General features: G+C 46.3%; 22 protein-coding genes. 10 read left to right on the forward strand and 12 right to left on the reverse strand.

What is annotated here, in order from left to right; genetic code table 11:
* Positions 1 to 38: 38 nt before the first annotated feature.
* The 3 genes from N2K84_RS02690 to N2K84_RS02700 all read left to right on the forward strand — a co-directional run bounded on the left by N2K84_RS02690 (position 39) and on the right by N2K84_RS02700 (position 4,307).
* Positions 39 to 1,160, forward strand: coding sequence for a glycoside hydrolase family 88/105 protein (locus tag N2K84_RS02690; RefSeq protein ID WP_282590227.1), 1,122 nt, complete (start codon positions 39 to 41; stop codon positions 1,158 to 1,160).
* A gap of 622 nt (positions 1,161 to 1,782) precedes the next feature.
* Positions 1,783 to 4,176, forward strand: a complete 2,394-nt coding sequence (locus N2K84_RS02695; protein WP_282590228.1) for a glycoside hydrolase family 95 protein — start codon at positions 1,783 to 1,785, stop codon at positions 4,174 to 4,176.
* Entirely contained in the window at positions 4,176 to 4,307 is a 132-nt protein-coding gene (locus N2K84_RS02700) for a hypothetical protein (RefSeq protein ID WP_282590229.1), read from the forward strand. The genes N2K84_RS02695 and N2K84_RS02700 overlap by 1 nt, the downstream gene beginning before the upstream one ends.
* A 76-nt stretch (positions 4,308 to 4,383) precedes the next feature.
* On the opposite strand, the gene N2K84_RS02705 is transcribed toward N2K84_RS02700, so the two are convergent.
* The 7 genes from N2K84_RS02705 to N2K84_RS02735 form a co-directional block, all read right to left on the reverse strand.
* Positions 4,384 to 6,285 carry a RagB/SusD family nutrient uptake outer membrane protein gene (locus N2K84_RS02705; protein ID WP_282590230.1) on the reverse strand — a complete coding sequence of 634 codons (1,902 nt, stop codon included), beginning with the start codon at positions 6,283 to 6,285 and terminating at the stop codon, positions 4,384 to 4,386.
* A gap of 16 nt (positions 6,286 to 6,301) precedes the next feature.
* Positions 6,302 to 9,685, reverse strand: a complete 3,384-nt coding sequence (locus tag N2K84_RS02710; RefSeq protein ID WP_282590231.1) for a TonB-dependent receptor — start codon at positions 9,683 to 9,685, stop codon at positions 6,302 to 6,304.
* Between the two features lie 160 nt (positions 9,686 to 9,845).
* A complete protein-coding gene (locus N2K84_RS02715; protein WP_282590232.1) occupies positions 9,846 to 10,862 on the reverse strand; it encodes a FecR family protein in 1,017 nt (338 codons plus the stop codon).
* Between the two features lie 54 nt (positions 10,863 to 10,916).
* Complete coding sequence (locus N2K84_RS02720; protein ID WP_282590233.1) at positions 10,917 to 11,516, reverse strand: RNA polymerase sigma factor; 600 nt, start codon at positions 11,514 to 11,516, stop codon at positions 10,917 to 10,919.
* A gap of 194 nt (positions 11,517 to 11,710) precedes the next feature.
* Positions 11,711 to 12,430, reverse strand: coding sequence for a head GIN domain-containing protein (locus N2K84_RS02725; protein ID WP_282590234.1), 720 nt, complete (start codon positions 12,428 to 12,430; stop codon positions 11,711 to 11,713).
* A gap of 115 nt (positions 12,431 to 12,545) precedes the next feature.
* Positions 12,546 to 13,265, reverse strand: a complete 720-nt coding sequence (locus N2K84_RS02730; RefSeq protein WP_282590235.1) for a head GIN domain-containing protein — start codon at positions 13,263 to 13,265, stop codon at positions 12,546 to 12,548.
* 226 nt (positions 13,266 to 13,491) lie between these two features.
* Positions 13,492 to 14,268, reverse strand: a complete 777-nt coding sequence (locus N2K84_RS02735; RefSeq protein ID WP_282590236.1) for a type III pantothenate kinase — start codon at positions 14,266 to 14,268, stop codon at positions 13,492 to 13,494.
* A gap of 209 nt (positions 14,269 to 14,477) precedes the next feature.
* Between N2K84_RS02735 and N2K84_RS02740 the strand changes: the two genes are divergently transcribed.
* Positions 14,478 to 14,993: a response regulator gene (locus tag N2K84_RS02740; RefSeq protein ID WP_282590237.1), complete on the forward strand. Its 516-nt coding sequence runs from the start codon at positions 14,478 to 14,480 to the stop codon at positions 14,991 to 14,993.
* On the opposite strand, the gene N2K84_RS02745 is transcribed toward N2K84_RS02740, so the two are convergent.
* Positions 14,990 to 16,732 carry a S41 family peptidase gene (locus N2K84_RS02745; protein ID WP_282590238.1) on the reverse strand — a complete coding sequence of 581 codons (1,743 nt, stop codon included), beginning with the start codon at positions 16,730 to 16,732 and terminating at the stop codon, positions 14,990 to 14,992. The genes N2K84_RS02740 and N2K84_RS02745 overlap by 4 nt on opposite strands.
* A 146-nt stretch (positions 16,733 to 16,878) precedes the next feature.
* Between N2K84_RS02745 and N2K84_RS02750 the strand changes: the two genes are divergently transcribed.
* Both N2K84_RS02750 and N2K84_RS02755 read left to right on the forward strand, forming a co-directional pair.
* Positions 16,879 to 17,457 carry an MFS transporter gene (locus tag N2K84_RS02750; protein ID WP_282590239.1) on the forward strand — a complete coding sequence of 193 codons (579 nt, stop codon included), beginning with the start codon at positions 16,879 to 16,881 and terminating at the stop codon, positions 17,455 to 17,457.
* A gap of 24 nt (positions 17,458 to 17,481) precedes the next feature.
* On the forward strand, positions 17,482 to 18,324 hold the full coding sequence (locus N2K84_RS02755; RefSeq protein ID WP_282590240.1) for an MFS transporter: 843 nt from the start codon (positions 17,482 to 17,484) through the stop codon (positions 18,322 to 18,324).
* 75 nt (positions 18,325 to 18,399) lie between these two features.
* Here the strand turns inward: N2K84_RS02755 and N2K84_RS02760 are convergent, their stop codons facing one another.
* The gene (locus tag N2K84_RS02760) at positions 18,400 to 18,927 is read right to left on the reverse strand and encodes a DNA-3-methyladenine glycosylase (protein WP_282590241.1); all 528 of its coding nucleotides are present in this window, start codon (positions 18,925 to 18,927) and stop codon (positions 18,400 to 18,402) included.
* Between the two features lie 396 nt (positions 18,928 to 19,323).
* On the opposite strand from N2K84_RS02760, the gene rplM reads away from it, so the two are divergent.
* From rplM to tsf, 4 genes are all read left to right on the forward strand, one after another.
* Entirely contained in the window at positions 19,324 to 19,782 is a 459-nt protein-coding gene (gene rplM, locus N2K84_RS02765) for a 50S ribosomal protein L13 (RefSeq protein ID WP_282590242.1), read from the forward strand.
* 2 nt (positions 19,783 to 19,784) lie between these two features.
* The gene (rpsI, locus tag N2K84_RS02770; protein WP_282590243.1) at positions 19,785 to 20,171 is read left to right on the forward strand and encodes a 30S ribosomal protein S9; all 387 of its coding nucleotides are present in this window, start codon (positions 19,785 to 19,787) and stop codon (positions 20,169 to 20,171) included.
* A gap of 105 nt (positions 20,172 to 20,276) precedes the next feature.
* Positions 20,277 to 21,128 carry a 30S ribosomal protein S2 gene (gene rpsB, locus N2K84_RS02775; protein WP_282590244.1) on the forward strand — a complete coding sequence of 284 codons (852 nt, stop codon included), beginning with the start codon at positions 20,277 to 20,279 and terminating at the stop codon, positions 21,126 to 21,128.
* A gap of 32 nt (positions 21,129 to 21,160) precedes the next feature.
* Positions 21,161 to 21,988 (forward strand): translation elongation factor Ts, encoded by an 828-nt coding sequence (gene tsf, locus N2K84_RS02780; protein ID WP_282590245.1) that lies wholly within the window; start codon positions 21,161 to 21,163, stop codon positions 21,986 to 21,988.
* Between the two features lie 76 nt (positions 21,989 to 22,064).
* Here the strand turns inward: tsf and atpG are convergent, their stop codons facing one another.
* The 3 genes from atpG to atpH form a co-directional block, all read right to left on the reverse strand.
* A complete protein-coding gene (atpG, locus tag N2K84_RS02785; RefSeq protein ID WP_282590246.1) occupies positions 22,065 to 22,946 on the reverse strand; it encodes an ATP synthase F1 subunit gamma in 882 nt (293 codons plus the stop codon).
* 61 nt (positions 22,947 to 23,007) lie between these two features.
* Positions 23,008 to 24,588 carry a F0F1 ATP synthase subunit alpha gene (gene atpA, locus N2K84_RS02790; RefSeq protein WP_282590247.1) on the reverse strand — a complete coding sequence of 527 codons (1,581 nt, stop codon included), beginning with the start codon at positions 24,586 to 24,588 and terminating at the stop codon, positions 23,008 to 23,010.
* A gap of 15 nt (positions 24,589 to 24,603) precedes the next feature.
* Positions 24,604 to 25,152 (reverse strand): ATP synthase F1 subunit delta, encoded by a 549-nt coding sequence (atpH, locus tag N2K84_RS02795; RefSeq protein ID WP_282590248.1) that lies wholly within the window; start codon positions 25,150 to 25,152, stop codon positions 24,604 to 24,606.

Below are 25,152 nucleotides of genomic sequence, written 5' to 3' on the forward strand. Positions count from 1 at the left end.
GATGAATGATGATTGAATATTTAAAACCAAATAATACAATGAGAAGAACGATTTTTAGTTATCTGATGTTGGCTGTGCTGTTCACGGCCTGTCAGACCGCAACGGAGAAATTTCCAACCAAACAGGAAGTGTTGGATAAAATGGTGCTAACCAATCAATATTTCATGGACAAATGGCCCGACACCGGGAAAAGCATTGTCACGAACCGGGAACGCCCCAGCAACATCTGGACAAGGGCCGTTTATTACGAAGGACTGATGGAGCTGTACAAAATCAAACCCGGCCCGGCCTATCTGGATTATGCGGTTTCGTGGGGTGAAGCGCATAGCTGGGGCTTACGCGATGGCGTCACAACACGAAATGCCGATAACCAATGTTGTGGACAAACTTACATCGACCTGTATAACATGGAGGCCGACTCGGTTCGTATCCGCGATATCAAGGCCTCCATCGATTCGATGATGGTCACCGATAAAATTGATGACTGGGATTGGATTGACGCTCTGCAAATGAGCATGCCTGTGTTCGCCAAACTTAAGGTGTTGACTGGTGATACCGCTTACTCGGAACGTATGTACGACATGTATATGGACACGAAAGTTACCCAGGGGTTGTGGAACCCGGAAGACAGCCTGTGGTGGCGCGATAAAGATTTCCTGCCTCCGTACACCGAACCTAACGGCGAAGATTGCTACTGGTCGCGTGGAAACGGTTGGGTAGTGGCTGCCCTGGTTCGTGTGATCGACATTTTGCCCAACGACCCGCACCGCGATGAATACCAAAGCACCCTGCTCCAAATGCTGGAAGCGCTGATTCCGCTGCAACGCGAAGATGGTTTCTGGGGCGTGAGCCTGCACGATCCCAGTCATTTCGAAGGCCCCGAAACTTCGGGAACAGCCTTGTTTGTTTACGGAATGGCCTGGGCGGTAAATAATGGCCTGGTTGACGAAGCCAAATACAAACCGGTCATCCAGAAGGCTTGGAATGCGATGGCCCAAAAAGCAGTTCACGAAAACGGCTTCCTGGGATACCTGCAAGGAACCGGCAAAGAACCGAAAGACGGACAGCCGGTAACGTACACCAGCATGCCCGACTTTGAGGATTATGGATTGGGCTGCTTCCTGCTGGGCGCCAGCGAAGTGTATAAGATGGCCGAATAAGTTAATGTTATTCTAAGTTGAAGGGAGAAGAGCCGCTGTTGTCCAGGTTCTTCTCCTTTTTCTTTTAACGCTTCTTAAAAGGCAGTTTTGAAGTGGCTCATGAGCTAACCCAGTTCAACAGAGAAAGCAGAACGTCCTGAGCCTTCCGGCTGTTATCAGTTGATAATACTTCACCGAACCACTGGGGGAGTCTTCATCATTTAATAACGGCCTCCCTGAAGCGTCGGGCGAGCCTTTATCAGTTGATTATTGCTTCACCGCCATGTTGGGGGAGCTTTTATCATTTAATAAAAGGCTCACCAATGCAACGGGCAGGCTTTAATCATTTAATAACGTCTTCCCGAACGATCGGGGGATTCTTTATCATTTAATAATGCTTTCGCCGAAGCTCCGGACAAGTTATAAGAGTTCTTCCAGGAGCTGCTCCCTAAAAAAAGCGGCGATCTTAACAAGCTACATGGGAGGTTTTGCAGGAATAACCGGGAACAACTATTTGCATGAAATAAAGGTTTTCCCTTTATCATGAACCTGTTGCAGAATTTCTCCACCCGTTTTTTATCAGATATGGTATGTTTGCTTTTCGAAAAGAACTTATTTTTGAGGTTCACTAATACAACTAATCATGATCAAATCAACCTCAATTTTCTTTTTGGCCCTGGTTTTCTTATTTTCCTGCAAGCAAACAAAAGAAACCAACGATTTAAAATTGTGGTACCAACAACCCGCCGAACAATGGATGGAAGCCCTTCCCATTGGCAACGGAAGTTTCGGCGCCATGGTTTATGGGCGCACCGATACCGAGCTCATCAAACTGAATCACGACGAATTTTGGGCCGGTCACCCGCACGATTTCTCGAACCCCGACGTTGCCGGTATTGCCGAACAGGTGGCCATACTGGTGCACGAGCGCAAATACACCGAAGCCAACACCCTGGTGCGTAAACTTCAGGGACCTTACACGCAGCCTTATCAGCCGCTGGCCGATTTGGAACTGACGCTCCATCACCGCAATCACACGAACTACCGCCGCGAACTGAATCTATCGGATGCCATTACTACCGTGAGCTACGATAACAACGGCGTGAGCTATACCCGCGAACTGTTCAGTAGCTTCCCCGACCAAATAATGGCCATTCGCTTGACGGCCTCCAAAGCCGATTCGCTGAACTTCAGCCTAAGCCTGAAAAGTTTGGTCAATTACAACGTGAAGGCTGTGGGCGACGTGTATAGCCTGGTAGCCAAAGCCGACCAGGATATTCTTCCGAACTACTTTAAACAGGGCGACGAAGCCCGTACCTACGGCGGCTGGGACGGCGATGGTATCAAGGCTCAGGTTAATGTGCGCGTGATTGCCCCCGGCGCGAAGGTCATCGTTTCGGATGCAGGCATTGAGTTGAATGACGGACAGGAAGCATTGATTTTGCTGTCGGCAGCAACCAGTTTTAACGGGCCGTTTAAGTCGCCCGGCTTTGAGGGAAAAGATTATGCAGCCATTGCAGACAGCCTGCTCGAAAAAGCTTCGACTCAAAATTGGGAAAGCCTCAAAGGCAAACACCTGGCCGACTACCACTCGCTGTTTAACCGGGTGAAGCTCGACCTGGGCCAGTTGGCAGGAACCGATACCCTTCCCACCGATGAACGCATCCTGGCTTTCCGCGAGAACCAAGACCACGGCATGGTTTCGCTGTTGTTCCAATACGGGCGCTATCTGCTGTTGTCGAGCTCGCGCCCGGGAACCCAGGCCGCCAACTTGCAAGGTATTTGGAGCCGGGCCATTCAACCGCCCTGGAATGCCAATTACACGCAAAATATTAATCTTGAAATGAACTACTGGCCGGCCGAACTAACCAACCTCAGCGAGCTGACCGAGCCACTGATGCGTCTGATTAAAACCAACGCGATAAAAGGCGAGGCGGTGGCCAAATCGTACTACGGCCTCGACGGCTGGACCAGCCACCACAACGGAGACATTTGGGGACATGCCGCCCCTGTCGGGCAGGGCGGCAACGACGATCCCATGTGGGCCAACTGGAGCATGGGCGGTGTCTGGATGCTGAACCATGCCTGGGAACATTACCTGTTTAACGGCGACAGCGCCTTCCTGGCCGATATGTACCCGGCCATGAAAGGGGCTGCCCGCTTCGTAATCGGCCGCCTTGCAATAAATGAAAAGGGCTACTACAAAACGGCTTTCGGCACTTCGCCCGAAAACCAGTTTATCGACCCGCAAACCGGCGCGAAAGTGGCTATTTGTGCCGGCCCCGCTGCCGACCTGGCCATGACCAACGAACTGCTGAACAATTGCCGGAAGGCGACCGAAATACTGGAAACCGATCCCGAATTTCAGGTTGAGTTGGATAGCTTGATTCCCGGATTGCAGCCCTTCAGGATAAACGATAAAGGAACCTTGATGGAGTGGAACGAGGATTTTGAGGAAGTTGACCCGCACCACCGCCACTTGAGCCATTTGTACGGCTTTCATCCGGGTAACCAGATTAATTTGTGGGATACGCCCGAATTGTTTACTGCCGTCGAAAACTCGCTGCTGCGCCGAGGCGATGAGGCTACCGGCTGGTCGATGGGCTGGAAAACAAATATGTGGGCTCGCATGCTGGATGGCGATCACGCCCTGGAAATCATCAACAACCTGTTCACTCCGATTGATTTCGGCCCGAAAACGGAACACCGCGGTGGCGGCATGTACAGAAACATGCTCGATGCGCACCCGCCCTTCCAAATCGACGGTAACTTTGGAGTAACCGCCGGTATTGCCGAAATGTTGCTGCAAAGCCATGCGGGGGCCATTCACCTTCTTCCTGCCCTGCCAGCCAAATGGGCTGAAGGCTCGGTTACCGGACTAAAAGCACGTGGCGGGTTCACGGTGGATTTGAACTGGGACGAGGGCAAACTGGCATCGGCCACCATTCATGCTGCTTTAGGTGGCAAATGTCTCATTAGATCGGAATGGAAGCTCGACTTACCCGAAGCTTCGGCGACCAGCCAGCTAACCCGTTGATGGAATCAACAGCTGTTCCCAAACCGGAAGTTGCGGGAACACCCGGCCTTCAACCTAAAAACAAGAAAGCATATTACCTGTACGAGGTAGAAATACCAGCCGGTGAGAAATTGGAAGTGAAGACGATTTAAAACGAAATTGAATCCAAAAAGAAAGGCGACCCGAATAATTTACGGATCGCCTTTTCTAATATATCAAACTTATGAACTAATAGCCGTTTGTTCCGAACTCATCCGGATTGGCAATAGCATCCAGGAATGATTGCGGAATTGGTCTGACGATATGTTTCGAAGGTTCGAATGTTGTGATGTCGGGGTTGGTTTCCGAAAGATACGCTGTGGTTAATTTACCGTAGCGTTTCAGGTCGTACCAGCGGGTTTGTTCACCGGCTAATTCGCGGGCACGTTCGGCAAGCACAAAGTCAAGATCTACTTCGCCTTGAGCAACTGCCATTTCACCTGCACGGCCGGTAACAGAAGCGCGCTGACGAATAGCGTTTACATACTGTGCAGCTGCGGCCTGATCGTTGTTGTAACGCAAGGCAGCTTCTGCGGCAATCAGGTAAACTTCGCCCAAACGAAGAATGGGCACATCGCCTTCCCATTTCTGGTTATTGTAAATCCAGTATAACGATGAGAATTTGCGCATGGATGGATAGCATTCTTTGTAGTAAGTACCCAACGTGCTGGTTTCGGCAGACACCCATTTGCCGGACGCATCATACATATCTGATGGATCAACACACAGGAATGGCAACAGCGCTTTCTCTTCAGCCGGAATGGTATAGTTAGGAGTAAACACTGATATACCGTCGAGGTACCCGTTACCGTCTTCATCCACCATATTTACGTTTCCGGATGCGTTGATTCTATAGTAAGTTTGTCCGAAATAATAATCATTGCCAGGATCATATGTCCAGGCTGTATTTTTAATGACATGCCCGACCAGCGACTGATCTTTGCCGTATTTGTCAACCAATGATTGGGAGATGGTATAATCGCTCCATCTGGAGTTATAATACTCGGTAAAGAATGTTTCCGCAAAGCGGGTATCAGCAGGATCTTTCACCGGCTCGAAGATTTCGGTCATCAAATACTTTGTCGGTTTGAAGCCCCGGTCGTTTGCCCGGCTGTACCATGCGCAATTTTTCTCGGCAGTACCCCATTCTGCTCCAACGGTTTTGAGGTCCATCAGGTAATACTGACGGGTACGTCCGCGATTATCCTTGTCCGGATTGAGGAACCCTTCATGGTCGACCGCTTCGAGGAACAGGAACTCGCTATTGTTCTTGTTGTTCAGGCCATCCCACAGTTTGGAATAACCCGATTTGGTGTCGTCGCTGGTGTAAAGAGCACAGTTGTAGGCTGCCTGATTGTCGATGAGTTCTTTTGCTGTTTCCAGGGCCAGTTTTGCATATTCCGAAGCATTGGCCTCGCCCAAACGGGTTCGTTGCAGATAAGCTTTTGCCAACATGCCATAAGCGGCTTTTTTGGCAACACGACCTCTTTCTGCACCTTGATTTACCGGAAGATGTTGGCAGGCAAATTTCAGGTCGCTGATAATCAGGTCGTAGAATTCCGGTTCGGAGCTGCGTGTCGGGTAGTTGTCAATTCCTGCTATTGATGAAGGTTCTGTTCTCAGGACAACATCGCCAAATTGCTCTACAAGGTGCATGTAGCTCCAGGCACGCAGGAAATAAGCTTCAGCAACTTTAGCATTCTTTTCTTCCTCCGAGTAATCTTCAACCAGGTCGGCATAGTAGATGGCAGTGTTGCAGTAATTAACAGTGGCATAAAATCCGTTCCAGATCACCCTCAAAGTCCCCAGTTCAGTATTCATTTTGCTGTCGTACAAGGTGAATCCTGATTCTTTGCTTTCGCTTACCCACAGATCGGTACCCATTTCCATGGCGCCGATACCATCAATTTTTCCGTAGAAATAGTATAGACCATCGTAACAATAGTTTACCAGGCTCTCAAATCCTTCCGGACTTGTATAAGCAACCTCCAGATCTACTGTTGAAGGATTTGTTTCTTCCAGTGAACAGGCCGTAAACAAGCTTATTAGGAGGATTGCTGCAGTCGTAATTTTTATATATACTTTTCTCATTTCCTATCAGTTTTTATTAAAATGAAACATTAACACCGAACACAATTTGTTTGTACAAAGGATACGAATCGGAAGCACCTGTTTCCGGATCCAGACCTTCCAGAAGATCATTTTTCGTGATGATAAAAGGATTGTAAACGGTTCCGTAAACACGAAGGTTCGAGAAGCCAATTCGCTTGCTGATGTTTTGCGGGAGACTGTATCCCAAGGTAATGTTCTTGATTTTTACGTAAGATGCCTCGGCGTAAGGAATCGCACTAAGTGTTGCATTGTAATTACCACCGGTACTTCTTGATAAATAGGGACGCGGGTAATCGTTGGTTGGATTATCTTCGGTCCAGTAATTGTAATTGTCGGGTAAATTAACTCTTCCATAGCCAAAATAGCCCAGCAATCCGCCATTGATCATTTGGCCCCAGCGGGCAGTCATGAAAACACTCAAATCGAAATTTTTATAGGTAAATGTGTTTTGGAAGCCGGCTGTCCATTTGGGTGATTCTTGTCCCAGGATCTGTCTATCATCATTTGCATTGATGGTGTAAGGATTTTCGGCAGTGTATTCCGTTTCAGTAACATTGCCTTCATCGTCGGTGAGCTTTTGTACCCAAACACCGTCTGCTTTTTTTGTCAAACTGGTTTGCAGTTTCACATCCCCGGGTTGTAAGCCAAACACAGCTGCATCGGCTTCTTCACCCAGTTGCCAGATACCGATTTTTTTGTAATCGTAGAATGTGTTTTTTGGTGAACCCATGAACAAGCCCAGGGAAATCAGGTCGTCCACCGTGGTGCCGCTACCCAGGTCAATGGAAGTTACTTCTTCCCAGTTACGGGCAAAAGTGATGGATGAATTCCATGAGAAATCGGCGGTTTTGATGTTTCTGGTGTTCAAGGTAAGCTCAATACCTCTGTTTTGCATTTCGGCAATATTGGTATTCATCTTATACGAAATTTTTGGCGTGTAACCACCACTTGAAAAAGGAAGGTCGCGGGCGTAAATCACATCTTTTGTATCGGTATTGTACCATTCCAGCGATCCGTCGATGCGGTTTCCAAATAAGCCAAAATCAAGACCAATGTTCAGGTTGTACGATTTTTCCCATCCCAATGCGGTATTACCCACAACTTCAGTTGGAATGGTGGTGGGCACCTGGCCGGCCCCGAAGTTCAAGGCGTCCGATCCGCTGGTAACCTCAGTCAGGGTTGAATAAGCTCTTATGTTTGAGTTGCCTGATATCCCGTAACCGGTGCGAAGTTTTAAATTGCTCAGCCAGTTTCGGGTACTTTCCATGAAATTTTCGTCTGAGATACGCCAGGCAAATGCTCCTGCCGGGAAAATGTCCCATTGCTCGTAAAGCTGTGATGCTCCGTCGTATCGTACCGAACCTGTCAACAGGTATTTGCCTTTATATGAGTAATTGATACGGCCGGCCACTGACATTTTTTTGGTGTGAGAGTAGTTGGAACTAACAATGGGGTTAACACCTGCATCCAGGTTGTAGTAGCGGAAATCATCGTACAGGTATCCTTCGCTGTAGGCTGATTCTGATTCATTCTGGCTGTTGCCCCATGACGAAATCAGTGTTGCGGTAAAGTCGTGATCATCAGCAATGGTGAAGTTGTAGTTGGCGATGTTCTCCCAGGTATAGCTGTAAGCCAGCGACGTGTTATAAGATCCGTTTCGGATAGCTGTCTGGCTCCCGGTCAACATCATATAGGTGTGATCACTGTTGTACACGCCATTGCGGCTGGTTGATAAGGATGTCCCTAAGATTGATTTGAAGGTTAATCCTTTGGCCAGCGTTAATTCGATATAAGGATTGGCTGTAATAGCAATTGCTTTGGTGTTGTTTTCATACGTATTAGGGATATCGTCAGCAATTAAGCTTACCACCGATTCTCCTTCAATTGGATATTGGTTGATGTTTCCTTCTGCATCATATACATCTCCCAGAGGTACTGTACCAAAGGTTTTGTTAATACGGCTACCGCGAGAGTTTCCGTTGGTGTATGTCAATCCGGTTTGGATACCTGTTTTTGCCCAGTCAGCCAACTGAATATTGATGCTTCCGCGCATGGTATATTTATCCAGGAAATCATCTTTGTAGATACCGTCAGTCCGGTTGTAGCCCATCGAGAAGTTTGCCTGGACTACATCGGTGCCACCACGAACCGAAACGGAGTAGTTTTGTTGTGTCCCGGTTTTCAGCGTTTCATCCACCCAATCCACCCATTTGCCCTGATCGATATAGGATTTTATTGACCCCATGTTCCAGTCAGAAAGCAACTGGTCAAGGTTAGAAGAGTGACTGCCCCTGGTAGCATAGTAACCTTCTTCCAGGTAGTCCAGCCATTCGTCGCCCTGGAGAGCGCTTGGGTATGATGGCCAACCGTTCACACTCACATAGGCGTCCATGTCAACCTGGATTTTGCCTTTTGTGGCCTGTTTGGTAGTAATGATAAAAACCCCGTTAGCACCGGCCGAACCGTAAATGGCAGTCGAGGAAGCATCTTTAAGAATGTCGATCGATTCAATATCGTTGGGGTTCAGGTTGTTGATGCTGCCCTGAATGCCATCGATGATGTAGATAGGTTCGCTGCTGGCGGTTAAGGAGCGGTTACCGCGTAAGAGGACGCTTGACCCGGAATTGGCCCTTCCTGATTCGCGAGTAATGTCCAAACCGGCAACGCGGCCTTGCATGGCTTCAACCGGATTAACAACCGGAGCCATTTTTATTTCGTCGCTTTTTACTGAAGCAACAGCGCCGGTGAGGTCACGTTTTTTTACGGTACCATACCCAATGGCCACCACTTCCTCAATGCCGATGGCTTCTTCTTCCATATGCACCTGTATGGTTGACTGGTTATTTACCGGCAGTTCCACCAGCTTCATCCCAACGAATGAAAACAGCAAAGTTCCGTTGGACGGCACATTTGGCAGGGTGTAATTTCCATCGAAATCGGTGATGGTGCCGTTGGTGGTTCCTTTTACCAAAACGGTTACTCCGGGCAATGGCTGGCCTTGTGTATCGGTCACTCGCCCCGAAACGGTTTTTTGTTGCTGAACTGCCTGGTTCCCTGCACGATTTGCTGATGCTGCTTCGCCGCGGGCAATCACAATCTGCCGGTCTTTGATGGTGTAGGTCAGGTTGGTGCCATCTAGAATGACATTTAACGTTTCCTGAATGTTGCTGTTGGTTAGGTTCACATCGATTTTCCTGTCCGATTGAATTTGTTCGTAGTTAAAGAGGAAATAGTAGTCTGTTTGATTCTCAATTTCTGAAAGAACCTGGATCAGATTGGCATTTTTCATGTTCAGGTTCAATACGGTTCTTTGAGAATAAGATTTGGTTGCCCAGGTTTGTGCGACCAAAATCAAAAGTAGGCCGAGCATAAGTCTCATAATTCTTAAAGATTTAAATAAGGCATGGGCATACCAAGCCTCATCGTTTTGACTTTTTTTCATAAATTTGAAATGTTTGTGGGTTAATAAAACATGTTAACTCGTTTTGTAATCAGGGAAGCGCTGCAACCGCTTTCCTGATTTTTATTCGTACTATCGGTTATTTTTTGGTAATAATGATCCGGGCATCTGTGAAGGAGCCGTCTTCTTTCAGCTTTCTTTTTTCAAATTCGTACTTGAACGTGGCCGTTGCCTGAAGCAGCTTCAGTGCCTCTTCGATGTTTTCGTGGATAAAGGTGGCTTTGAAATGAAGCCGGAGCAACTCTTGGTCTCTGACTTCGATATTCACGCCGTACCAGCGTTCCATTCTTTTCACAACCTCCACCATGTTGGCATTCTCAAAAATCAACCGGCCATTGATCCAGCCGGAATAGCCTGTGGCGTTGACAGGGGTGTAACTACTGGCATTGGTGTTGGGGTTATAGCGGAATTGGTAGCCGGAGGCCATCTGCTTCAATTCATCCTGTTGGTCATTTAATACAGCTACTTTTCCTTCTTTTAGGATGACATTGATTTCCGGTTCATCAGCGTAGGCCGAAACATTGAATTCCGTACCGGTTGCTTTCACCGAAACTCCTTTTGCTTTTACCAGGAAAGGATGTTCCACATCGCTTTGAACTTTGAAAAAGGCTTCTCCCTCGATTTCTACCTCCCGGTTTTTGTTGAAAACGGCAGGGTAGCGGATGTGCGAATCGCCGTTCAGCCATACAGTCGATCCGTCGGGCAAGTTTAGGCTGGTGCGAGAACCGGTTGGCGAGGCCACTTCGACCACTACATGTTGCTGAAACAGAAAATCTTCGAGCTGAACATACAGGAAGCCAAGGGCCAGTAGCAGAGGAACAATCAAGATGGCTGCAATCTTCGAAAAATGGTTGAATGCCTGCTTGATAATCCGTTGCTTTGCCTGGGGTTGTATATTTCTATGTAGAATTAGCTGTGTTGCCGATAGGTTGCTTGTTTGAGTCAGCTGTTCATCCTGGTATTCGTCCCAATGCTGCTGCATCAGTTCTTCCAATGCGGGATCGTTTTCTTGTAGCATCCCTTTTAGTTGTTGGTAGTCGTTACGGGAATACCGGTTGGAGAAAAAACGTTTTAAGAGTTCAGTATTACGGTTCATTTTTATGCGCCTTTATAAGTAATATCCTGAAAGACGAATTTACCCTTAGTTCGGCTAAAATTTTTTTTGGAGGGTGAGAACAAACAACAGCAGATCATCAAATTTTTCGGCGTTGAGTTTTTCTTTCAAAAATTTGAGTGCTGCCGTTAGATGGGCCTCCACCGTTTTGGAAGCTAGTCGTAACATGTCTGATATTTCGGAGGTTGAATAGCCATCCAGTTTGCGCAATTTCAGGATTTGTGCCTGCCGCGGAGGAAGTTGTCCGATAAGACGGTTGATGTGCTGGAGTAAATGATGGTAATTCACAAGATTCGATGTGTGCTGGTCGAAGTTTACCAATTCATCGGCCAGTTCGTGTTTTAATTCATCGTCCTTTACCTGGCGTTGTAAGCGCTTTTGGATAAAGTTGAAAGCAATTTTAAACAGGTAAGCATGAAAAGATAGGGTCAAATCAAGATGCTCTCGCCGTTCCCAAAGTTTGAGAAAAGTTTCCTGCACAATTTCTTCGGCTTCTTTTTCTGATTTGAGGTATCCCAGGGCAAAAAAATACAGCCGCTGGTTGTAATGCCTGAAAATGCTGTTGAAAGCCTTTGGGTTTCCTTCTTTTAATTGAAGGAGGATGTTTTTTCCTATGTTTGGCTTAGCCTGTTGCAATAATTCGTTTTATTGGTGAAGCAACAAAGATAAAAGATTTTGGGAATAGCCCTAATGGGATAAATCAGTACCGAACAGGCAAAGGTTCAGGCAAATATCAGCGCCAGCCGGCTAAGAGGTAGATGGAGCGGATGGATGAAGTTTCTGTTGACTGCCGGGCGGTTTGGCCCGGCAGTTGGTTGACCTTCTTTGGTTTAATAATTTTTGACGTCCCCGCCGCTGGATTCATCAATATCTTTTTGCGTGGGACTGCCTTTGTAACGGATGTCAGCTCCGCTGCTGGCGCGGGCTTTCAGCGAGCCGGAAACATGCACCGTTGCATCCGATCCGCTGGAGGCGCTTACTTCAACATGCTCTGCAACCAGGTTGCCGCAATCCAGATCACTTCCGCTCGATGAGTCTGCCACCAAATCGACCGTCTTCCCGGAAACTTCGGCATCCGAACCGCTGCTGGTGCGGATGCGCATAAATCGCGCCGAAAGGTCTTCCAGTTTCACATCCGAACCGCTGCTGACATCAATATCCAGCTCGTCCAGTTTAAACGCGTTTTGTGAATAAACATCCGATCCGGCCGAGGCTCTCAGGGCGGTCAGGTCATCGAAAGTGACATAAGCTTTTCGGGATTGGTTCCAGCCCCAGTTCCAGTTTTGGTTGTCTTTGATGTAAATTTTCAGTGTGCCGTCTTCTACCAGGGTGATAATTTTGTCGATAATATCCGGATTGGCTTCCACAACGATTGCTTCCGAATTACCCTGGGTCAGGTACAGGTCGATTCCGCTGCTGACACTGATCTTGCTGAAGGACTCAACCGAGCGCTTCTGGGTGTCGGTTTTTTCTCTGGCGGCGTTTACACCTAGAGAGAGGCTGCAGAAAAGGAGGAGCAGCCAAAGGTTTTTGAGTTTAATTGTTTTCATGATGTGTCTAATTGTTTCTATTTCTGTTTATTGTGTCTGGAGAGTGGTGTGTAGTTAAGTAGCCGGATTTTTGAGAGACAGATCTTTTGATGGTTTTTCTATAGTTGATTTTGTATTAGTTTCTGTTGATCGCCCCCCCGGATGAGGTGTTGATCGTGGTTTGGGAAGGATTTCCTGAGTAATAAATATGTCCGCCGCTGGAGGCTTCTCCGGTAAAATCATCCTGAACATCAATCCAGATATGCGCCCCGCTGGATACATCCGCAAAACAATTTTTAGTGACAAAATCCTGGCCTTTAATATGGGCGCCAGAGGAGGCCTTGAGTTCTGCCTGGTCGGCTTTACCTCTAAGGTGTAATTGCGCCCCGGATGAACTGCGCCCGGTGAGATTCACGGAATTGACCTCGAGATACTGCTGGCTGCCGGACGAAGCTTTTAGTTCCAAAGATCTGCTCAAAATAATTGATTCGGAACGGACTTGGCTTCCGGATGATGATTTCAGGCTTTCCAATGCCGTAAAGTGAACATATACTTTTCGGGATTTGGCCCAACGGATGCGTTTGTGGGTGTAGATATCCAATGTCTTGTGCTTTAATTCTGTTTCAATTACTTCGTGCAGGTTTTCATCCGCTTCAACCACCACATATTCCCGGGTGTCAGGAACAAGGAAGACTTCCAGCCCGTTGGCAGCTTCTATTTCGGAGAACCCTGTTGCTTCGCGCGTTGCCCTGCTGACTTGTCCGTTTCCTTTTACCGATGGACCGATAAAGGTACAGGAGGAAATGGTGATAGTTGCCAGAAAAAAGGTCATCAGGAGAAATAAGTTTTTTCGCATGTGGTACCTGTTTAGTGGATTGATGTTCAATTGATATTTTTGATGCAAGTTAAGGTGAATGGAGAATACCGGCAGCAGAATTTCGTTTAATGCCGGTATTTTGTCGGTAAACGGTAAAAAGAAATGCCGGTCTGTGCCGGCTTATTTGTAAAAAGAATGATCCCGACTTTTATGTATTTTGCAGAGCGTTGGGTTACGTTAATCATTGAAGTAGATAACCAATGTGTTATCTGGCGATTTTAGTCATCAGGTGGCTAATAATTTGCAGGCCGTCCAGAGTAAGGTTTTCCTCTACAAGATCAATTTTGGGCGATTGTTTGGCGAAAACACCCGATAATCCTCCGGTGGCAATTATGATCAGTTTTTGGTTTAACTCTTGCTCGGTTCGTTCAATCATGCGGTCAACCAGTCCGCTGTAGCCAATAAAAATGCCCGACTGAATAGCATGAACGGTATTTTTCCCCAGCACCGAAGGGGGAACGGTGAGTTGTACATTTGGGAGTTGGGCCGTATTTCCAGCCAGTGCCCTGACAGCCGTCTGGAGGCCCGGCGCTATGGCTACTCCCATGATTTCACCCTGATCGGAAAGGGTAGTGAAGGTTAGTGCCGTTCCAAAATCGACAATCAGACAAGCCCGTTTCAGTTTTGAGTAGGCAGCGGTAGCATTAGCCACTAAATCGGAACCGATTTGATACGGATTCAGTACTTTCACCGGCAGGTGGTCGTAAATTTCTGGGTTAATGATCAGAATCGGGATGCCAAAAAGGTTGGTGATCATTGCCTCAAACTCCCGGTTCATCGCGGGAACAACACTGCTTAAAACAGCCCGGTCGATATCCGTTTTACAGATTTTTCCGCTGTCAAACAACGAGTGGAATATTACCTCATATTCGTCGGCTGTTTTTTTGTTGTCGGTTTGGATTCGCCAAACATTTCGCCACTTATTTTGCCCGTAAATGCCAAATACAATATTTGTATTCCCAATATCAATGGCCAACAGCATGATTGTTTCGTTTTGGTTAAAGCAAAATAAAGTAAAACCATCGAAAGCAAAAACTTATTTTAATTAAAAACGTGTTCTGTTTTCTGTGTTGTTTCCTATTAATTTAAGGGCGGAAAAATAATTTTGTTCTATTTTTTATTTATTTTTATCCATTATACCGTTATTTGACTCAATAAAAGAAGTTAAGGTAAAATCTATATTTTACGGTTATGAGCAATAATAAAAATCCGCTGATCTTTGTAGTAGAAGACAATCATGTGTATAATAAGTTGATTGTCAGTTTTTTGAATACGAATAAATTTACAAATGTAGAGTCGTTTACTACTGGAGAGGAAGCGGTGCAGGCCATGGTGCGGCAACCGGCAGTCGTTATCCAGGACTACTTGCTGGATGGGATGAACGGGATTGAAGTATTGAAAAAATCGAAAAAAATAGCGCCGAATGCCGAATTTATTTTCCTTTCGGGGCAGGACAATATCGATGTGGCCATCAATACCATTAAATATGGTGCTTATGATTATATCGTGAAAGATCAGATGGCCCTCAAAAAAATGGTGAACAAGATTGAAAAAATTCAGTCGTACACGAAGTTGGAGGTAGCCAAAAAGCGTTACAAAACCGGTGTAATTTTATTTTTTGTTGTTCTGGCTTTGTTCATTATTGTTTTGATTACTATTGCCATTATGTATCCGCAATATTTCGGTTTTAGGATTGGGGATATTTAATTGTTGTACCAAATAACATCATCAGAAACCCGGCTTTCCAGTCCGGGTTTCTTTGTGTTGTTCATGGATATAATAGTTCCTGGGGTGAATACAGCCGAAAATGTAGCGGGGCTTGCCAATACTTCTTTTGCTTTTTCAATGCCTTTATCTGTTTTGATTGCCGAGCGGATGGCCCCTTTTTGGTAATAATAGCGCGTGACAATCTCGTCGGTCAACATTTCTTTTACCTCGTCCTCAAATTGTTCCAGATCCTTGTCCAGTTCGTGTCCGATCTTTTCTTTCAGTGCTTCAAACTGACTTTGGGCCACATCGTAGTACTTTTCCTCCTTGGCCGTTTCCAGTAATTCATTAAACAGTTGTTCCGTTTCCGATTCGTAGGTAAATTCCTTTTCTTTTAGGAAGGCGCTGAAACTGCTTAGGATTTCGTCGGTAATTTCAAACTCTTCCGGACTGGGGATCGACTTGTTTGAATAGGTATACTGAGTGGCAAAATCGAAATACATGAAGTTGCGGATTAAATGAATGCTCAGGCTGCTAATGCGGTCCAGGTCAATTTTGACATCGGGAACAATTCCGCCACCGTCATATACTTTGCGCCCTTTTTTGGTGTTGAATTCCGAAATCAGCGAATCGGGAACGGCGCCCACGCTGCCATCTTCGTTCCGGTTTGTATAATCCAGCGCCTGAATGCACCTTCCGCTGGGGATATAATATTTAGCTGTGGTGACTTTCAGCTTGGCATTGTAGCTTAGTTCACGGGTGGTTTGCACCAGCCCTTTGCCAAAGGTCCGGGTGCCGATAACCACGGCACGGTCCAGGTCCTGCAGTGCGCCGGCTACAATCTCCGAGGCCGAAGCCGATCCGCGGTTCACCAAAACAGCAATGGGCATCACGGTGTCAACCGGGTTCTCGGTGGCTGTGTAAATTTTGTCCCATTGTTTAACTTTTCCGCGGGTGCTGACCACTTCCTCGCCTTTTGGCACAAAGATGTTGACAATTTTCACTGCTTCCATTAACAGGCCTCCCGGGTTGGAGCGTAAATCCAAGATCAGCGATTTCGCGCCTTTTTGTTCCTTCAGTTCGGTAAATATTTTATTTACTTCGTCGCCGCAGTTGGTGGTGAAGTTGGAGAGACGGATGTAGCCGGTTTCGTTGTCCAGCATGCCATAGTAAGGTACGGCATCGATCTGTATTTTTTCGCGGATAATTTCAACATCAAAGCTTTTCTTGTCGCCGGGCCGCTGTATTTTTACTTTCACCGCCTGGTTGGCCGGGCCTTTCAGGAGGTTACTGACATCTTCGGTTGACATTTTTTCAGTGGATTTGCCAGCCACTTCCAGCAGAATGTCTCCTGCGCGTAAACCTGATTTCTGGGCGGGAAAACCTTCATAGGGTTCGGCAATAATCACCTGATCGCCATGTTTGCTGATCAGGGCGCCAATCCCGGCATATTCGCCGGTGGTCATAAAACGGAAGTCTTCCATGTCCGACTCAGGGATGAAGTTGGTGTATGGATCAAGCGACTCCAGCATTTTGTCGATACTGGTTTTTACCAGGTCGGTTGGATTGATGTCATCCACGTAAAACAAGTTTAACTCGCGGATAAGTGTATAATAAATGTCCAGGTTTTTGTCGATCTGAAAGAGTTTTTCATCACGGTTAAAGCCGGTGAATACCACTGAAAGTACCAGCAGAACGGCTATCACGATCCCAATCTTCTTTTTTCTGTTTTGTGTCATGATGTGCTTTTTTAAGACAATCAACAAAAATAGTAAAGCTTTGCTTAAAAGCCGGCTTCGTTTTCATGTAATTCGTTAATTTATCTTAATTGGGTCACTAACGGCATTTTTTGTTTATTTTGCCGGTTCGAAAAAAAGAAATAGATATGCGGTTTTTAACGATCTTCAAAAAATATCCGGCCACATTCTGGGCGTCAAATGTAATCGAGTTATTCGAGCGATGGGCCTGGTATGGGTTTTATATGGCATTTGCCCTGTTCCTGGTAAACTCGAAAGATACCGGGGCGTTGGGATTTACCCAGGCTCAAAAGGGGGTCATCATGGGGACGGGCTCCATGCTATTGTATTTTCTGCCCATCATTACCGGGGCCATTGCAGATAAAATTGGCTACAAACGGATTTTATTCCTATCGTTCACCATTTACATTTCGGGTTTTTATATGATTCGCAGTTTCGATAGTTTCGAAATGGTTTTCCTGTCCTTTATTTGGATTTGTGTTGGCGGGGCTTTCTTCAAGCCCATCATTTCGGCCATGATTTCGCGCACTACTACCGACGAGACGGCCTCCATTGGCTTCGGCATTTTTTATATGATGATCAATATTGGCGGGTTTATCGGGCCGTTTATTGCCGGAATCATTCTAAATAAAAGCTGGGATTACGTTTTTTACATGTCAATGATCACCATGAGCATTAATTACCTGATTACTTTCTTCTTTTTTTAAGACCCGGTAAAAAAACAGGCAGGTGTGGCTTTGGGAAAAAGTATTTCGCAGGCTCTTAATAATATATGGCTGACCTTGCAGGATTGGAAATATGTGCTTTTTCTGGTTATTATGATTCTGTTTTGGACCGCGTTCAACCAGCTCTACTATTCGTTCCCGGTTTTTGTGGATGCCTGGGTGGATACATCGGTTGTTTATCGCAGCCTTCATGCGGTTTTTCCAGCTTTGGCCGAAGCCATTGCGACTGATCAGGGAACAATCTCAGCTGTAACCATGAGCAGCATGGATAGCTTCTATATCATTGTTTTCCAGTTGGTAGTGTCTGCTTTCGTGATGCGTTTTCGTCCGCTGGCGGCTATGATGGGCGGGATCCTGGTGTTGGCCGGCGGTCTCAACCTGATGTTTTCGTCGCAAAATGGCTGGTTGATTCTGCTTGGCGTATTGGTTTTCAGTTTGGGTGAAATGGGCAGTTCGCCAAAATTTACCGAATATGTGGGGCGCATTGCACCCGACGACAAGAAGGCACTTTACATGGGCACTTCTTTTTTGCCTATTGCCGCGGCACACCAGCTAGCTGGCTGGATTTCGGGTAGTCCGTATGAGAAAATTGCCGATAAACTGTTTTTGCTGAAGAAAGAATTGAGTGTCCGTGGGATTTCATTACCCGAAATTTCGGATACCTTCTCGAAGAATGACTTTTTCCGGGAGGCTGCGACCAGCATGAGCATGACCGAATCTCAGCTAACTGATTTTCTTTGGGCAAACTATCATCCGCAGAATATTTGGATGCTGTTTTCGGGCATTGCCGTATCGGCGGTTGTCCTGCTTTGGTTATATAACCGATTTATATTAAGAGAAATACGATAGTTCTTTGTAGGAGAAATGGGCAGGTAAATATTCGTTGATGACTTTATTTTACGGAAGAGAAAGGAATAGTCTCGTTTATTGGCCCTGGACAGAAAAGCGCCACGGTTTGCTGGACCAGGGTTCACCCGAATAATGAATGCCAATGCGTGGAGAAGAGTGGTATTCTGGTACGGGAGGGGCATTTTCGAGCCAAAGACGGGTAGATGTTTGCAGGTTTTCGCCATAAAACGACCCGTCGAGTTGTAGTTCGCGGCCTAGTTTTCCCGGTCCGTCAAAGCCTTCCAACCCGCGGATGAGAACAGCAGAAGCATCTCCAGCCACGCCGGTAACGAAATTCAGCATCCAGTATTGACCATAAATCAGATAAACATATACTAGTCCCCCAGGTTCAAACATAACTGCAGTCCGCTTGGTCAATCCTTTGCTGGCATGGCAGGCCAGGTCTTCTTGTCCGCAGTAAGCTTCGGTTTCGGTAATCCGGTAGCCCTTAGTTTGTCCCCCGGGAAAAACACGAACCAGCTTCTTGCCTAATAATTCGTGTGCGATCACCACCGCGTCGCGACGGAAAAAATCAGCACCTAACCTGGAGTTTTCTGAAATCATGGTTCAAATATAAAAAAAGGGACAGTACTGAAGGAAAGGTAAGAGAGACGAAACGGTCTGTTGCGGGTAAAAGATGGGGTGGGGAAGGTGAAATAGTAGGGATGTGATTTATTTTTTCGGCCATTGCAATTACAGCCGGCGATTAATGCGGCTTTATTTCTTGTAAATCTTTAGGTTAATTTTCTGATTGCCGTTTGCAAACCCTTGCAATTTCAAAAAAAACAAATACTTTTGCAGTCCCGATTATTGTCCGTACTTGCAGTTCTTATAATTTATTGAAAATGTTGAAGGTAGTAAGGTTATCAACATGCCCGATGTTAATAACGTGAAATCTTCTAACAGATTGAAATGTAAGTTTTTGCAACTTTTAGTGTTTAATTAAAAAAATTAGAGCAAGTGGATACTTTATCTTACAAAACCGTATCGGCCAACAGTGCCACGGTAAACAAAGAATGGGTTGTTGTTGATGCAACCGACATGCCGCTTGGCCGTCTGGCCAGTGCTGTGGCAAAAATGTTGCGCGGAAAACACAAGCCGAATTTTACTCCTCATGTTGATTGTGGAGACAATGTGATTGTCATTAATGCTGAGAAAGTACGTTTGACCGGAAATAAGCTGAATGACAAAGTCTATCTGCGTTACACCGGATATCCGGGTGGGCAGCGCAGCCAAACCCCGGCTGAGATCATGAAAAGATACCCGGAACGTTTGGTTGAAAAAGCCGTGAAAGGGATGTTGCCAAAAAACCGTCTTGGACGTGCAATTTGGGGTAACATGAAAGTGTATGTTGGTCCAGAGCATAAACAAGTCGCTCAAAACCCGAAAGTAATTGATTTAAATACGATTAAATTGTAACAATGGAAGTAGTTAACAGCTTAGGACGTAGAAAAACAGCCGTTGCCCGTATTTTTGTCAGCGAAGGCAAAGGAAACATTACCATTAACAACCGGGAGTTGAAAGAATATTTCCCCAATGGTACGCTACAGTATATTGTTATGCAGCCCCTGAACTTGCTCGGTGTTGCCGATCAATATGATATCAAAGTAAACCTCGACGGTGGCGGTATCAAAGGACAAGCCGAGGCCGTACGTTTGGCCATCGCCCGTGCGTTGGTTGATATCAATCCGGAATCTAAATCGGAACTGAAACAAGCAGGCTTTATGACCCGCGACCCACGCGAAGTGGAACGTAAAAAGCCAGGTCAACCCAAAGCCCGTAAACGCTTCCAGTTCTCAAAACGTTAATATATTATTTAAAAATAACTGTGGATCTGAAACCACTGAGACTCCCCGGTTTCGAGGGACTACTCAGAGGTTGCTTTTCAACGTTTTATTTAAAAAAGTAAAAAGATGCCAAGAACAAATTTTCAGGAATTATTGGATGCAGGTGTACACTTTGGTCACCTGAAACGCAAGTGGAACCCCAATATGGCTCCGTATATCTTCATGGAGAAGAATGGGATCCACATCATCGACTTGCAAAAAACAGTTGTAAAAATTGATGAAGCAGCTGCTGCTATCAAACAAATTGCCAAATCGGGACGCAAAATTTTATTTGTGGCAACTAAGAAACAAGCCAAAGAGCTTGTTGCTGATGCAGTTGGCAATGTGAATATGCCATACGTTGTTGAACGTTGGCCCGGCGGTATGCTTACTAACTTCCCAACCATCCGCAAAGCGGTGAAGAAAATGTTGTCGATCGACAAAATGATGAAAGACAATAGTTGGGATAACTTATCAAAACGCGAAAAGTTGCAAATTACCCGTCAACGCGCAAAATTGGAAAAAGTGCTCGGTTCTATTGTTGACTTAACTCGTCTCCCGGCTGCTTTGTTCGTTGTTGACGTGATGAAAGAAAAGATCGCTGTACGCGAAGCTCAGAAATTGGGCATCCCTGTATTTGCGATGGTTGATACAAACTCTAATCCGGATGGAATCGACTTTGTTATTCCAGCCAACGACGATGCCTCTCAATCAATCCGCCTGATTGTTCGCCTGATGTGTGACGCTATTGCTGAAGGTTTGAGCGAACGGAAGGTTGAACGGGAAAAAGATGGAGACGACGCTCCGGTCAAAAAAGTGAGAAAAGGAGATACCCGGAAATCAGCGGCTAAGTTTGAAGAGGACGAAGAGGTTGATGTAGCAGAAGAGGTTGATGAAGACGATGTTGAGGACGTTGAAGAAGACGATTCAGAAGAATAATTGCTCATTTTCAAAATAAAAAACAAACAATTATGGCAATTACTGCTGCAGATGTAATGAAGTTGCGTAAAGCAACTGGCGCCGGCATGATGGATTGTAAAAATGCCCTGGCCGACGCAGATGGCGACTTTAACCGCGCCGTAGAAATTATCCGCGAAAAAGGTAAACTGGTTGCCAGCAAACGTTCCGATCGTGAAGCTTCGGAAGGTGCTGTCCTGGCAAAAGTGAGTGACGATAATAAATTCGGGGCAATCGTTGTCCTGAACTGCGAAACCGACTTCGTAGCTAAAAACGAAGGTTTTGTAGCCTTGACCCAGAAATTTCTGGACTTGGCTGTTGCTGAAAGACCCGCAGATCTCGATGCTCTGAAAGCATTAACTATCGACGGGCGTACTATTGCCGATCATGTAACGGAACAAACCGGCGTCATTGGTGAAAAGATCGACTTATCGTACTACTCAAAAGTGGAAGCCGCTTCGGTTGTTGGCTATATCCACCCGGGAAACAAACTGGCTACGCTGGTAGGATTCAATCAAGAGAATGTTGATGTACAAGTGGCAAAAGATGTGGCTATGCAAGTTGCAGCCATGAACCCGGTTGCTGTTGATAAAGACTTTGTACCTCAGGAAGTGGTTGAAAAGGAACTGGAAATTGCCAAGGAGAAATTCCGGCAGGAAGGCAAACCCGAAGCAATGCTGGATAAAATTGCTCAAGGTGCTTTGGCTAAATTCTTTAAAGAAAGTACACTGTTGAATCAGGCTTTTGTGAAAGACAACAAGGTTTCTGTGAAAGAATACCTGGGTTCTTGCAGCAAAGATTTGACGGCTACTGCTTTTGTTCGTTTCGCTTTGGCTGAATAAGCTTAGAAAAAGGTATATGATAATAAAAAAGAGGCTTTATGGGCCTCTTTTTTCGTATATGACATTTTGTGCGGGATTATCCGTTCAGTGCTTCTGCCCCGTTGGTAACCTCCAGAATTTCGTTGGTAATGGCTGATTGACGGGCTTTGTTAAAGGTTAATGTTAGCTCTTTTATCAGATCTGTGGCATTGTCGGTTGCCTTGTGCATCGAGGTCATCCGGGCACCGTGTTCGGCGGCAAACGAGTCGGCCAATGCTTTGTAAAACTGAATTTTTAAGGACCGTGGAATCAATTCCTCCACGATTTTTTCTTTCGAAGGCTCGTAAATGAAGTTATATACACTGTCCTTTTCTTCGTCATTCTGCTTTAGCTCTACCGGTAAGAATTGTTCGGTAACGCTAATTTGCATGGCAGCATTTTTAAACTGATTGTAAACCAGTTCAATCCGGTCGTACCGTTTGTCGGCATAATCGGCCATTAGGTTGTTCGAAACCATCGTGGAAGTTTCAAAATCAAGGTTGTCGAACACCTCGTTAGCTTGTGCCACAATGTTCATCCTACGCAATCGCAGTTGTTTTTCGCCCTGCTTTCCAACTACCAGAAAATCAATATCACCGGAAATAAGTTGTTCCTTATATTTGGTGTTGGCTAAATCAACAGCTGTTTTCGCGATGTTAGCGTTAAATGCGCCACACAGGCCCCTGTTCGAACTGATCAGTACGATCAATATTCTGTTAGGGGTACGGTGCTGCGTAAATACCGATTCTTCGGTGTTTTTCAAGCTCGAACTGAGCGAGTCGAGGATCGCATGAAGCTTTTCGGCGTATGGCCTGATCCGGAAGATAGCATCCTGCGCCTTTTTCAACTTGGCTGCCGACACCATCTTCATCGCACTGGTTACCTGCCGGGTGGTTTTTACCGATGCAATCCGTGTTCGTATTTCTTTTAAATTGGCCATTTTTTACAATTTACTAATGGTGAGGGCGAGGTTTTTGTTTATTTACCTCACGTATCCATTGCTATTGAACGAACCGTTGAGCGATTTCAGCAGCCGCTTTTTCAATGGCAACGATGCCTTCCTCGGTAAGGTTCCCCTGACGAAGATCATCCAGTACATTTTGGTATTGCAAATCCATCAGGTTCAGGAAGTCTTTCTCAAAGGCCTTCACCTTGTCCAGAGGCACCGATTTGAGCAGTTCCTTTACTCCGCAATAAATGATGGCAATCTGGTGTTCAATCCGGATGGGCGCATATTGCCCTTGTTTCAGGATTTCGACATTTTTTCGGCCTTTATCGAGCACCCGCATGGTGGCGGAATCCAAATCGGAGCCGAACTTTGAAAAAGCTTCGAGCTCGCGGAACTGCGCCTGGTCGAGTTTTAACGTACCGGCAATTTTTTTCATGGCCTTCAGCTGGGCATTACCCCCAACTCGGGAAACCGAAATCCCTACGTTGATGGCAGGGCGTACGCCGGCGTTGAACAGGTTCGACTCCAGGAAGATTTGTCCATCGGTAATGGAAATGACGTTTGTCGGGATGTAGGCCGATACGTCGCTGGCCTGGGTTTCTATGATGGGCAGCGCAGTCAGCGAGCCACCACCTTTGACTTTTCCTTTCAGGCTGTCGGGCAGGTCGTTCATTTTCGCCGCAATTTCGTCCGATTCGATGATTTTTGCTGCCCGTTCCAACAGGCGGGAGTGCAGGTAGAAAACATCGCCCGGGTATGCTTCGCGGCCTGGCGGACGTCGTAGCAGCAAGGATACCTCGCGGTACGAAACGGCTTGTTTCGACAAGTCGTCGTAGATGATCAGAGCGTCACGGCCCGTGTCGCGGAAATATTCGCCAATGGCTGCACCGGCATATGGCGCGAAGAATTGCTGTGCTGCCGGATCGGATGCCGTGGCTGAAACAATGGCCGTATATTCCATAGCACCGTGTTTCTCCAGTGTGGACGCGATATTGGCAACGGTTGAGCCTTTTTGTCCAATGGCTACATAAATGCAATACACCGGCTTGCCTTTTTCAAAATTTTCGCGCTGGTTGATGATCGTATCGATTGCAACGGCAGTTTTCCCGGTTTGGCGGTCGCCGATAATCAATTCTCGCTGTCCGCGGCCAATCGGGATCATGGCATCAATGGCTTTAATACCGGTTTGCAGCGGTTGTCTCACCGGTTGACGATAGATTACTCCCGGGGCTTTGCGCTCGAGCGGCATCTCGAATTTTTCGCCACGAATTGCTCCTTTTCCATCCACAGGAATACCGATTGTGTTGATTACGCGGCCCAATACACCATCACCCACTTCGATGGAAGCAATGCGGCGCAGTCGCTTTACCGTATCTCCTTCTTTTATTTCTTCTGACGGGCCCAAAAGTACTGCCCCTACGTTGTCCTCTTCCAGGTTAAGCACGATGCCTTTTATGCCGCTGTCGAACTCGATCATTTCGTTTGATTCCACATTGGATAAACCATAGATGCGGGCAATACCATCACCCACTTGAAGAACAGTCCCAACTTCGTCCAGTTCGGCTTCAGACTTGAATCCTTCCAGTTGTTGTTTCAGTATTGCCGAAACTTCAGCAGGTTTTATATCAGCCATAGTGTTCTTTTTTTGCTAATGTATATCTGATTGTAATAACTTTTCTTTCACTTTCTGAAGCTGGTTGGACAGGCTTGCATCGAGCTGTTGGTCATCGATGCGCAGAATGAAGCCGCCGATCAGCCGGGGGTCTATCTTTTCGAGCAGATCAACCTGGGCATCAAATTCCTGTTCCAGCTGCTTTTTTATGTTGTCAATAATGTCCGGGTTAAGAACCACGGCGCTGGTAAGTACGGCCGTTTTTATGCCTTGCTCGTGGCGGTATAGGGAAAGGATGTTGCGGCAGATGCCCAACAAGTGGCTTTCCCGTTTGTTGTTGGTAACCAGATGTAAGAAATTCAGACTGGCCTTGTTGATTTTTCCTCCAAAAATTGAATTGAGCAACTTCAATTTTACGGATGTTTTTATAACCGGGCTTTCCAGAAACTGTCTGAAATCGGCACTCTCTTTTATCAGCGAACTAATAACGTTGATATCCTGTTGCAGGATGCCGAGTTGTTGTTGTTCTTTTGCCAGATCGAAAAAGGCCTTGGCATACCGGACTGTTATTTTGCTCTGATCCAT

Origin of the sequence: Gaoshiqia sediminis (assembly GCF_025907915.1) — a bacterium.
Lineage (GTDB): Bacteria > Bacteroidota > Bacteroidia > Bacteroidales > Prolixibacteraceae > Gaoshiqia > Gaoshiqia sediminis.

Excerpts from the sequence above, each read along its gene's own strand:
- atpH (WP_282590248.1), bottom strand. The coding sequence starts at position 25,152 with ATGGATCAGAGCAAAATAACAGTCCGGTATGCCAAGGCCTTTTTCGAT.
- rpsB (WP_282590244.1), top strand. The coding sequence starts at position 20,277 with ATGCCAAGAACAAATTTTCAGGAATTATTGGATGCAGGTGTACACTTT.
- N2K84_RS02715 (WP_282590232.1), bottom strand. The coding sequence starts at position 10,862 with ATGAACCGTAATACTGAACTCTTAAAACGTTTTTTCTCCAACCGGTAT.
- N2K84_RS02695 (WP_282590228.1), top strand. The coding sequence starts at position 1,783 with ATGATCAAATCAACCTCAATTTTCTTTTTGGCCCTGGTTTTCTTATTT.
- N2K84_RS02760 (WP_282590241.1), bottom strand. The coding sequence starts at position 18,927 with ATGATTTCAGAAAACTCCAGGTTAGGTGCTGATTTTTTCCGTCGCGAC.
- N2K84_RS02705 (WP_282590230.1), bottom strand. The coding sequence starts at position 6,285 with ATGAGAAAAGTATATATAAAAATTACGACTGCAGCAATCCTCCTAATA.
- tsf (WP_282590245.1), top strand. The coding sequence starts at position 21,161 with ATGGCAATTACTGCTGCAGATGTAATGAAGTTGCGTAAAGCAACTGGC.
- N2K84_RS02690 (WP_282590227.1), top strand. The coding sequence starts at position 39 with ATGAGAAGAACGATTTTTAGTTATCTGATGTTGGCTGTGCTGTTCACG.
- N2K84_RS02710 (WP_282590231.1), bottom strand. The coding sequence starts at position 9,685 with ATGAGACTTATGCTCGGCCTACTTTTGATTTTGGTCGCACAAACCTGG.
- N2K84_RS02740 (WP_282590237.1), top strand. The coding sequence starts at position 14,478 with ATGAGCAATAATAAAAATCCGCTGATCTTTGTAGTAGAAGACAATCAT.
- N2K84_RS02700 (WP_282590229.1), top strand. The coding sequence starts at position 4,176 with ATGGAATCAACAGCTGTTCCCAAACCGGAAGTTGCGGGAACACCCGGC.
- atpG (WP_282590246.1), bottom strand. The coding sequence starts at position 22,946 with ATGGCCAATTTAAAAGAAATACGAACACGGATTGCATCGGTAAAAACC.
- atpA (WP_282590247.1), bottom strand. The coding sequence starts at position 24,588 with ATGGCTGATATAAAACCTGCTGAAGTTTCGGCAATACTGAAACAACAA.
- N2K84_RS02735 (WP_282590236.1), bottom strand. The coding sequence starts at position 14,268 with ATGCTGTTGGCCATTGATATTGGGAATACAAATATTGTATTTGGCATT.
- N2K84_RS02730 (WP_282590235.1), bottom strand. The coding sequence starts at position 13,265 with ATGCGAAAAAACTTATTTCTCCTGATGACCTTTTTTCTGGCAACTATC.
- N2K84_RS02725 (WP_282590234.1), bottom strand. The coding sequence starts at position 12,430 with ATGAAAACAATTAAACTCAAAAACCTTTGGCTGCTCCTCCTTTTCTGC.
- N2K84_RS02750 (WP_282590239.1), top strand. The coding sequence starts at position 16,879 with ATGCGGTTTTTAACGATCTTCAAAAAATATCCGGCCACATTCTGGGCG.
- N2K84_RS02745 (WP_282590238.1), bottom strand. The coding sequence starts at position 16,732 with ATGACACAAAACAGAAAAAAGAAGATTGGGATCGTGATAGCCGTTCTG.
- rpsI (WP_282590243.1), top strand. The coding sequence starts at position 19,785 with ATGGAAGTAGTTAACAGCTTAGGACGTAGAAAAACAGCCGTTGCCCGT.